The 8,540-nt window shown below is 54.3% G+C and carries 8 protein-coding genes and 1 pseudogene; all 9 read left to right on the top strand.

Annotation, left to right across the window (positions count from 1 at the left end):
- Positions 1-255: pseudogene (locus tag FLZ89_RS15440) on the top strand (IS607 family transposase); the annotation flags it as partial.
- Entirely contained in the window at positions 218-1,927 is a 1,710-nt protein-coding gene (locus FLZ89_RS15435) for an IS200/IS605 family accessory protein TnpB-related protein (protein ID WP_141305240.1), read from the top strand. The pseudogene FLZ89_RS15440 and the gene FLZ89_RS15435, both read left to right, overlap by 38 nt.
- Before the next feature lie 293 nt (positions 1,928-2,220).
- Entirely contained in the window at positions 2,221-2,742 is a 522-nt protein-coding gene (locus tag FLZ89_RS15430) for a CBS domain-containing protein (RefSeq protein WP_253256517.1), read from the top strand.
- Between the two features lie 179 nt (positions 2,743-2,921).
- Entirely contained in the window at positions 2,922-3,053 is a 132-nt protein-coding gene (locus FLZ89_RS16345) for a hypothetical protein (protein ID WP_256369527.1), read from the top strand.
- A 145-nt stretch (positions 3,054-3,198) separates the two neighbouring features.
- Positions 3,199-4,134: a TIGR01777 family oxidoreductase gene (locus FLZ89_RS15425; protein ID WP_141264319.1), complete on the top strand. Its 936-nt coding sequence runs from the start codon at positions 3,199-3,201 to the stop codon at positions 4,132-4,134.
- Positions 4,118-4,921, top strand: coding sequence for a hypothetical protein (locus FLZ89_RS15420; protein ID WP_216363914.1), 804 nt, complete (start codon positions 4,118-4,120; stop codon positions 4,919-4,921). Before FLZ89_RS15425 ends, FLZ89_RS15420 begins: the two co-directional genes overlap by 17 nt.
- 81 nt (positions 4,922-5,002) lie before the next feature.
- Positions 5,003-6,544, top strand: coding sequence for a YifB family Mg chelatase-like AAA ATPase (locus FLZ89_RS15415; RefSeq protein ID WP_141264320.1), 1,542 nt, complete (start codon positions 5,003-5,005; stop codon positions 6,542-6,544).
- A gap of 89 nt (positions 6,545-6,633) precedes the next feature.
- Complete coding sequence (locus tag FLZ89_RS15410) at positions 6,634-7,158, top strand: ferredoxin domain-containing protein (RefSeq protein ID WP_141264321.1); 525 nt, start codon at positions 6,634-6,636, stop codon at positions 7,156-7,158.
- Between the two features lie 86 nt (positions 7,159-7,244).
- Positions 7,245-8,348, top strand: coding sequence for an iron-containing alcohol dehydrogenase family protein (locus FLZ89_RS15405; protein ID WP_141305239.1), 1,104 nt, complete (start codon positions 7,245-7,247; stop codon positions 8,346-8,348).
- Positions 8,349-8,540 lie beyond the last annotated feature (192 nt).

The raw sequence follows: 8,540 nt of genomic DNA, 5'->3' as shown, positions 1-8,540 counted from the left end.
CTGGCCCGTTTCGGTTACGGGTATATCGAGCGTCACTTAAGGTATTGCGGGGTAGAAATAATCACCATCGCGGAAAAAGAGCCGGAAGACGCGCAAAGCGAACTGGTGAAGGATTTGCTGTCTATAGTCACGTCATTTTCAGCCCGGCTGTACGGGGCTAGGGGCGGCAAAAAAGTGAGGCAAGGGTTTCGGGAACTAATCGCAGGAGTGGAGCTGGATGAAGAAACAGCGAAAGAACAAAAAGAGAATGATTGAACTTAATGGCGACATCAAGTATACCATCTGCGGCGAGTGGTTTCCGGAAGTTTACCCTGCTTTTCGGTCTAAGAAATGGAGCCGGGGAGATGAAGATCCGCTGGATACTGAGATGCGGCTTTTCTGCGCCTGCGAGCGCTGGGCCTTCAACCGGCTTATGGAAGGCCGTTCCCGGGAAGAACTCAAACAAGAAGGCCAGCGGGTATGCGGCTTAAACTCCCGCTACTGCGACGACGCCATACTGAAAGCGAGGGCTGTCATAGAATCGCAAAAGGAACTCCTGGCGTTAGAAATCGAGGAAACAGAAGCCAAACTCGCCCGGGCTAAAAAGAAACTCCGCTGGGCTGAAAAAGATCTGGACAAAGCGATTAAGGTTAATGATCCTGCAAAAATAGAAAAAGCCAAACGGGCATTCCACGGCCGTAAGGCCCGGGTCCAAAAGCTTGCCGCTAAACTGGTCGAACTCCAGAAGCATGAAGCTGACGGCACTATTCCCAAGGTAGTTTTTGGGGGACGTTCTTTATGGCGGCAGGTCTGCCGGGGCAAGGCCAGCCGGGAAGAATGGCGCCACACCCGGCAGAACCGGTTATACGCCCGGGGCGACGAAACTAAAGGCGGCAACCCCAACATGAAGGTAGCTTACCAGGAGGGGAGATTTACCCTGGCAGTCACTATTTCCCATCTATCCGAGCAGAAAGGTACTGACAGCAAAGGAAGGCCCATAATGACCAGGGCACCGCGGGTGGAAGGAGAGCTCTGGCTGCCGGAAAAACACCGGCTCAAGGTATGGGGGTTGCTTCTTTCCGGCGCACCCTATAACGTTGAATTAATTAGAGGCCGGGATGGCCGGTACAGGGTCCATATCGCCTTCACCATGACGGCGCCTGAATTGGCGACCGACCCCAACCGCGGCTACCTTGGGATAGACACCAACCCAGATGGGGTAGCTCTGGCTAACGTTAATTATTTTGGCCAGCCCGAGCCCTGGCCGGAAGGCTTCACTGTTCCTTATCCCAAAGCCTTGCACAAATTTGCCGGAGAGTTTCAGACGATAGTACACCCGAACGGTTTCCTTTACCTCAAGATACCGGAACTGGCTTACAGCCGCAGTTTTAGACGTACTTACCTCATCGGCGTTCTGGCCCAGGTAGTGGTGAACATCGCCAAAGTTTTAGGCAAATCTATCGCTATAGAAGACCTGGGCTTCGGCAAAGACCGGCTGGACACCGATAAAAAGTTCAATCGCATGGCGGCCAATTTTCCTTACCGGAAGATAACCGAAGCTATTATCCGTAAAGCCTACAAAGAAGGCGTCGGCGTAAAGCCGGTCCGGCCGGCCCACACTTCCACCATCGGCTATTGGAAATACATGGAGCGGTACGGGGTAACTATCCACCATGCCGCCGCATTGGCAATCGCCCGCCGGGCAATAGGTTTTAAAGAACACATCACCAAAGAGTTAAAACAAAAAATCCAAGCCGTTAAAGAAAAGCTGAACCAAAAGGCGAATTCCTTGCCTGGGGAAGGAAAAGGGATGACCCGAAAGGTGAAGCGGCAAATCATGCGGCTGGGCGAAAAGGTTTCCGTTCATAACGGTTTAGACCGCTATAAACAGGAATCCTTTTATTCTGTCTGGCATGACTTGAAGCAGCTCGCTTTATCAAGTAGGTAACCCCGTTAGCCGGTATCGGACAAACCGGTAGGCCGCATCTAACAGATCGCGCGGAGGCGTCCGGCACCTGAAAGAATAAAGTGCTGGACCACTTGACGGTCAACGCAAGGCGAGAACTTTTATGGTTCTCCTTAAGGCCGCGCCTTGCGCCCGTGAAGTGCCGTTCTCCCGTCCGGGTGAGACTCCCGGGGCCGAGGTCTCCCTGTCGCGCAGCCTGCTCCCAGGGGCAGGCAAATCAAATCCGAAAGGAGCGAAAAGCCTGGTCATGGGGAGGCCGCCTAATAAGGATTGACATGATGTGTCAAGAATTGTTAGGTTTTTTGAACCAGGTCTACGTTATGGTCAGGGCTGAGGAAATAATGGTTAAAGACGTGGCGGTCGTGCACCCGGACGATGTGGTGACCGACGTGGTGGGCCTCTTCGTTGAAAGGAACGTCACCAGCGCGGTGGTAGTCGACGAGAAAAATACCGTCAAAGGCATTATTACCGACGGCGACATTATGGCCGCCGTAAGGCGCCGTCGTCCGTTGGTGGTAGACTTTTTTAATTTTATATGGGCGGCCGGGGACGAAGTCGATCTGGCCGTCAAAGCGGAGGCCCTGTCGACAATGAAGGTAAAAGACCTCATGACCAAACAGGTTATAACGGTAGGAGAGGATACGGAGATACTTGAAATCGCCCGGCTGATGGCCGAACATAAAATCAAACAAATACCTGTAGTACGGGGAAACTTTTTAGTAGGACTGGTCCGCCGTTATGACATCGTCAAGGCTGTAGCCTGGCAGGTAAATAGATTACAGACCGATACAGAGTAGAGAAGCAGAAATTAATTTAGCAGACGGTGGTGTGGCGGCCAAAAATTTATTCTTTAGCAGGAGCAATAACTCAACCTGGATTGGAGTGCCCGGCTATAATATTGACAGAGGTAGCCAATAAATCAATCCCGGTTTACGCGGGATTTTCTGTTTTCGTGGCGTAACCATCAAAAAGCGTCATGACTACCATATTAACGAAAATAGTAGATGCTGGTAAGTTGAAATCATATAACGGTGGAAGTGCCGGTCAGGGATTCCTGGGGATGTACCTCCTGGCCGTTACTCCGGCGGAGCCCGGTGGAGGAGCATAGTCCGGCAGCTATCGAGATGTCTGGGGTTGCCGTTATGATAACCGGGGAACCTGAGGGTGCCTCTGGTGTAAAAATTATACCCGACCGTGATCGGGAACCTTTTAGCATTACAGAAGCGCCATAACTTAATAAAGGTGGGTCAGCTTTGAAAATATTAATCACCGGCGGTACAGGCCTTATAGGACGTTCCCTTTGTACAACACTCTTCCACGCAGGATATGATCTAATAGTTCTTTCACGTAACGCCTCAAAAGCGAGGGGTAGGTTACCCTCCGGGATTCAGCTTATCCAGTGGCAGCCCGGCGCGGAAGGGGTACCTTTGGAGGCACTGGAAGGTGTAGAAGCGGTTATCAACCTGGCCGGGGAGAATATCGGCGTCGGGCGCTGGACTGCTTCGCGAAAACAGCTTATTATGCAAAGCCGTGTGGGTATAACCCGGGCATTGGTAGAGGGCTTTCAAGGATTGAGTAAGCCTCCCCGGGTGTTCATTAGCGGGTCGGCAATCGGTTATTACGGCCCCTGCGGTGACGAAGAACTGACCGAAGCATCGTCACCGGGAAACGATTTTTTAGCTAAAGTCTGCCGGGCTTGGGAGCAAGAAGCCAACCGGGCCGGGGAATTGGGGGTGAGGGTAGTAACTATACGCACCGGTATTGTCCTGAGCAGGGAAGGAGGAACCCTGCCGCGTATGGTTACCCCTTTTCGTTTGTTTTTAGGCGGGCCGTTGGGCAGCGGCCGGCAATGGGTTTCCTGGATTCACATTGTTGATGCTGTAGGGATCATCCAACTGGCCCTCGAGCATACAAGCGTGGCTGGACCGCTAAATCTTACCGCACCCCAACCGGTACGGATGGAGGAATTTGCCTCGGTTCTGGGAAGAGTGCTGCAGCGGCCTTCCAGTTTGCGAGTACCGGCATGGGTGCTGAAAATGGCCTTAGGGGAAATGGCCGCTCTTCTGCTTACCGGCCAGCGGGTGCTCCCGGCCCGGGCTTTGCAGGAGGGTTACCAGTTTCGCTATCCCGAGTTAGCAGGGGCCCTGGAAGATTTACTCATATCCTCACGCTATGAAAGAAGGGGATAAGGTGGACACCGGCGAAAGAAGGCTACTGTTGAGGAAAACATTAATTATAATGACCCTGCTACCAATCCTCGCCTTTACAGCCTGCGCCCGATCGTCTCCATCGCCAAAAGAAATTGGGGAGGCAGTAGCCATTGTAAATGGTCAACCAATAAGTAAGGAATCCCTGGAAAAAGAAATGCTTAGTATGCAATTCACGGCTGAAATGAGGATTCAATCAGGAACTGTTTCTATAGACGAGTTTCTAAAGAATTCCGGACGGGACTGGTCCGAGATGTCGCCAGAAGAAAAGCGTTACTACCTGCGGGCAAAACGTCAAAGCGAAATGACAGGGGAGAAGAATGAGGCTTTTAACCGGCTGGTGCGGGAAGAGGTTCTGTACCAGGAAGCGGTTAAAGAGGGATATAAAGTTTCTATAGACGAGGCCCGGCAGCGTTACCAGGAAATAGAGACCCTTTCCCGGGAAACCCTAAAAGAGGCGCTTAAAGATGCAAAAACCAAGGAAGAGATAGAAAGGCTGCAAGAGGTTGAAAAGAGGTTCATGGAATTGATGGGCTTTACCAGTCCGGAAGCGCTAACAGAATACCGGGTGCAAAGGCTCATGCGGACAATGCCCATTAGCCGTTTACGGGAAAAGTTTAAAGCGGATTGGGGCAATAAACACCCGGAAATCCGCGGGGATGAGTTCCGGTACATGGTGGAAAATCGCTGGGAAGATTATACTAACGAACTTTTGCGAAAGGCCGATATTCGTATCAAAGACAAAGACCTTGAAGTAATTTATGATTAGTCTTTTTCCCCACCTTAGCAGGAACTCCTGTTCTGTTGGCGAATAGCAAAAGTTGGGGAGAAAACCACCGGGGGGTTAACCATGCTAGCCATTGTCAATTCCGTCGTTCTCGTGGGTCTGGAGGGGCACGGGGTCAGGGTAGAGGTGGACATCAGCAGCGGGCTTCCGGTTTTTGATATAGTAGGCCTGCCGGACCCCTCCGTGAAAGAGGCGCGGGAACGGGTGCGGGCGGCAATTAAAAACTCCGGCTTTGACTTTCCTTTACGCCGGATAATCGTTAACCTGGCCCCTGGTGATATTAAAAAAGAGGGTCCCATCTATGACCTGCCTATTGCCCTGGGTATCCTGATGGCTGCGGAAGAACTTGGCAGCGGGCCGGCGGCGGCCATCTATGCTGTGGGCGAGCTTTCCCTGGAAGGGAGCCTCCAGCCTATTCCCGGGGTTTTGCCCATGGCCTTGGCCCTGCAAGAGTTTCAGCCGGGGGCCACCTTTATTGTTCCGGCGGCCAATGCCAATGAAGCCGCCCTGGCCTCCAGGTTAAAGGTGCTGGCGGCAGAAAGCCTGGCCCAGGTGGTGGCTTACTGGCGCGGTGATGAGGAGCTACCGGAAGTTAAACCGGCAACAGGTGATAGCCCACCCCCGGTTTTTAATGGGGTGGACTTGGCCGATATCAAAGGCCAGATAGCTGCCAAAAGGGGGCTGGAAATAGCAGCTGCCGGGGGCCATAATATTCTCCTTATCGGCAGTCCCGGGGCGGGGAAAACCATGCTGGCCCGGAGCCTGCCTTCGATCCTGCCGCCCCTCACCTATGAAGAGGCCCTTACCGTAACCAAAATTTACAGCGTCGCCGGATTGCTGGCTCCCGGCCAGGGGCTGATAACGGAACGCCCCTTCCGCACACCCCACCATACAGCCTCGACGGCCAGCATCATCGGCGGCGGCCGGATTCCCAAACCGGGAGAGGTCAGCCTGGCCACCCACGGCGTGCTTTTCCTGGATGAAATGGCCGAATACCGCCGTGACGTCCTGGAGGCCCTGCGCCAGCCGCTGGAAGACCGGGTCGTCACCGTGTCCCGGGTGGCGGCCGCCATTACCTATCCCGCCGATTTCCTTCTAATCGGTAGTATGAATCCCTGTCCCTGCGGATATTACGGCGATGGGGTTAAAGAATGCCTGTGCACCCCCCACCAGGTTGTCCAGTACCGGAAAAGGTTATCCGGGCCTTTACTGGACCGGATAGACCTGCACCTGGAAGTTCCCCGCCTGACTTATAGCGAAGTTGAGGCCGGGACCGCCAGGGAAAATTCGGCTGTGGTTAGGGAGCGGGTGCGAACTGCACGCCAGAGGCAGCTGGAGAGATTTAAAGGTACAGGCGTTACCTGCAATGCAGCCATGTCCTCCCGCCAGGTACATCAATTCTGCCGCCTGGACCCCCAGGCGCGCACCCTATTGCGCGATGCCTTTAACAAGCTGGGCCTCTCCATGCGGGCCCATGACCGCTTGCTCAAGGTGGCCCGGACCATAGCCGACCTGGAAGGGTCGGAGTTAATTGCTGCCGCCCACCTAGCCGAGGCTATCCAGTACCGCAGCCTGGACTGGGGGGAGGAGAAACAGGGTGCTTAGTTATAAAGTTATTTAAGGTAGGGCATGTTATCTGGTGTGAAACCAGGAGTTACCTGCCCGCCTCAAACATAAAAAGGAGGAGAACCTGCATGCCTGAATTTCAAGCCATGGGTTTAATCGCCGAGCTGATGGCCATTGCCGCCAGGACGGCGCCCAAGGCCGCCGGCAAAGACTTTATTGAGTTGAAAATCCTCCAGGGGGAAGCCCTGGAGCAGCTGGCCGCGGCTATGGTCCGCTATGGCCAGGAGAGCGGGAAAAAGAACTTTGACCGTGATGGCGATAATGTCCGCCGCTCGGATGCCGTTCTTCTGGTAGGGCTGAAAAATGCTGCTAAAACCGGCCTGGATTGCGGTGCCTGCGGAGTTCCCCGCTGTGCCGACCTGGAAAAGATCCATGATGGTCCCGAGTTTGCCGGGCCGATCTGCGCCTGGCGGTTAATGGACCTGGGGATAGCCCTGGGTTCAGCCGCCAAGATGGCGGGAATGCTCAACGCCGACAACCGCATTATGTACCGTATTGGTGTCGTAGCCAGAAAGATAGGCCTTATGGATGCCGACGTTATTGCCGGTATCCCCATCGCCGCTACCGGGAAAAACATTTATTTTGACCGCTAGGTTATTTCAAACGTGTTAACCTAATGACGCCCAGGGCCCTCCCCTGGGCGCCCATTCATTAAAAGAGCTTTGTGGAGGCGATTAAAATGACCTTCCGCTTTTACCTGCCTACCCGGGTATTTTTTGGCGAAGGGATATTAAAGGAGCATGGCGATTTACTCGGCAGGCTGGGCCGACGGGCCCTCGTAGTTACGGGTCGCAAAAGCGCCGTTGCCAGCGGTGCCCTGGCTGATTTTGAAGTCCTGGCTAAAAAGTTGGGGTTAAGCTGGGTTGTTTTCAACGAGGTACCGGCCAACCCGACCCTGGAGACAGTAGCTCAAGCTGTTGACCTGGCCCGCCGGGAGGGGGTTGACCTGGTCATTGGCATTGGCGGCGGGTCCCCCCTGGACACGGCCAAGGCCGTGGCTCTCCTGGTACCCAACAAAGCAGCGGCAGCCCGGCTTTACGAGGCCGACCTGCCGGAGCCCCCGCTGCCGCTGGCAGCAGTACCGACTACCGCCGGTACCGGCAGCGAGGTTACCCAGCATGCCGTTTTTACTTTACCGGCTAAGGAAATAAAAAAGGGTTTCAGCGACGACCGCTGCTTCCCCCTGGTGGCCCTGGTGGACCCCCGCTATACCTATACTTTACCCCGTGATATTACCATAGATACCGCCCTGGATACCCTGACCCATGCCATCGAAGGTTACCTGTCCAGGCGCTCCAACCCTTTAAGCGACACCCTGGCCCTGGAAGCCGTGCGCCTTTTTGCCGGGCAAAAGGAGGCTCTGCTGGCCGGAAACTTGCTCCCGGCAGCCAGGCGGGATCTCATGTATGCCGCCACCCTGGGAGGCATGGTCATTGCCCAGACCCGGACGACTATCCTCCATACCCTGGGTTATCCTTTAACCTACAGCCATGACATACCCCACGGCCGCGCCAACGGCTATTTGTTGGCGGCCTACCTGGAATTTATCCAGCCGGCAGAACCGGTTAAAGTTAACAATCTCCTTAAGGCCCTGGGGATGGCTTCCATAGAGGAAGTTCGGGAACTGATCCGGCACTTATTACCCCCCCTGGCCAAATTTCCAGCTAAAGAGCTGGATAGGATGGCCTCTCTGGCAGCAGCCAACGCGAGCAGCCTGGCCTGGACGGCCCGCCAGGCGACTGCTGCCGATTTAGGCAATATTTTATACCGGAGCCTGGGCTAGTATTCAAGAACCCGGCTCCGGGTTCCCATACCTTTAGGCCTGCCGCACCTCTCATGTCCCTCCAGGGGGACTTTTTTAATTCAGTCTTGACGGGACGGTAAAGAATAGATATGCTTTTAAAAAACCAGGTAACTTAAACTGCTAGTAGCAGGAAATTTCACCCAGACCGCGAAAGGTAACTGTTACAACTAC

Source organism: Moorella sp. E306M (genome assembly GCF_006538385.1).
Lineage (GTDB): Bacteria > Bacillota > DSM-521 > Neomoorellales > Neomoorellaceae > Neomoorella.
This window is presented reverse-complemented; position numbering and strand designations above follow the sequence as displayed.

Bases quoted from the DNA above. Each gene is read 5' to 3' on its own strand.
- FLZ89_RS15435 (WP_141305240.1), top strand. From the start codon at position 218: ATGAAGAAACAGCGAAAGAACAAAAAGAGAATGATTGAACTTAATGGC.
- FLZ89_RS15430 (WP_253256517.1), top strand. From the start codon at position 2,221: ATGATGTGTCAAGAATTGTTAGGTTTTTTGAACCAGGTCTACGTTATG.
- FLZ89_RS16345 (WP_256369527.1), top strand. From the start codon at position 2,922: ATGACTACCATATTAACGAAAATAGTAGATGCTGGTAAGTTGAAATCA.
- FLZ89_RS15420 (WP_216363914.1), top strand. From the start codon at position 4,118: ATGAAAGAAGGGGATAAGGTGGACACCGGCGAAAGAAGGCTACTGTTG.
- FLZ89_RS15415 (WP_141264320.1), top strand. From the start codon at position 5,003: ATGCTAGCCATTGTCAATTCCGTCGTTCTCGTGGGTCTGGAGGGGCAC.
- FLZ89_RS15410 (WP_141264321.1), top strand. From the start codon at position 6,634: ATGCCTGAATTTCAAGCCATGGGTTTAATCGCCGAGCTGATGGCCATT.
- FLZ89_RS15405 (WP_141305239.1), top strand. From the start codon at position 7,245: ATGACCTTCCGCTTTTACCTGCCTACCCGGGTATTTTTTGGCGAAGGG.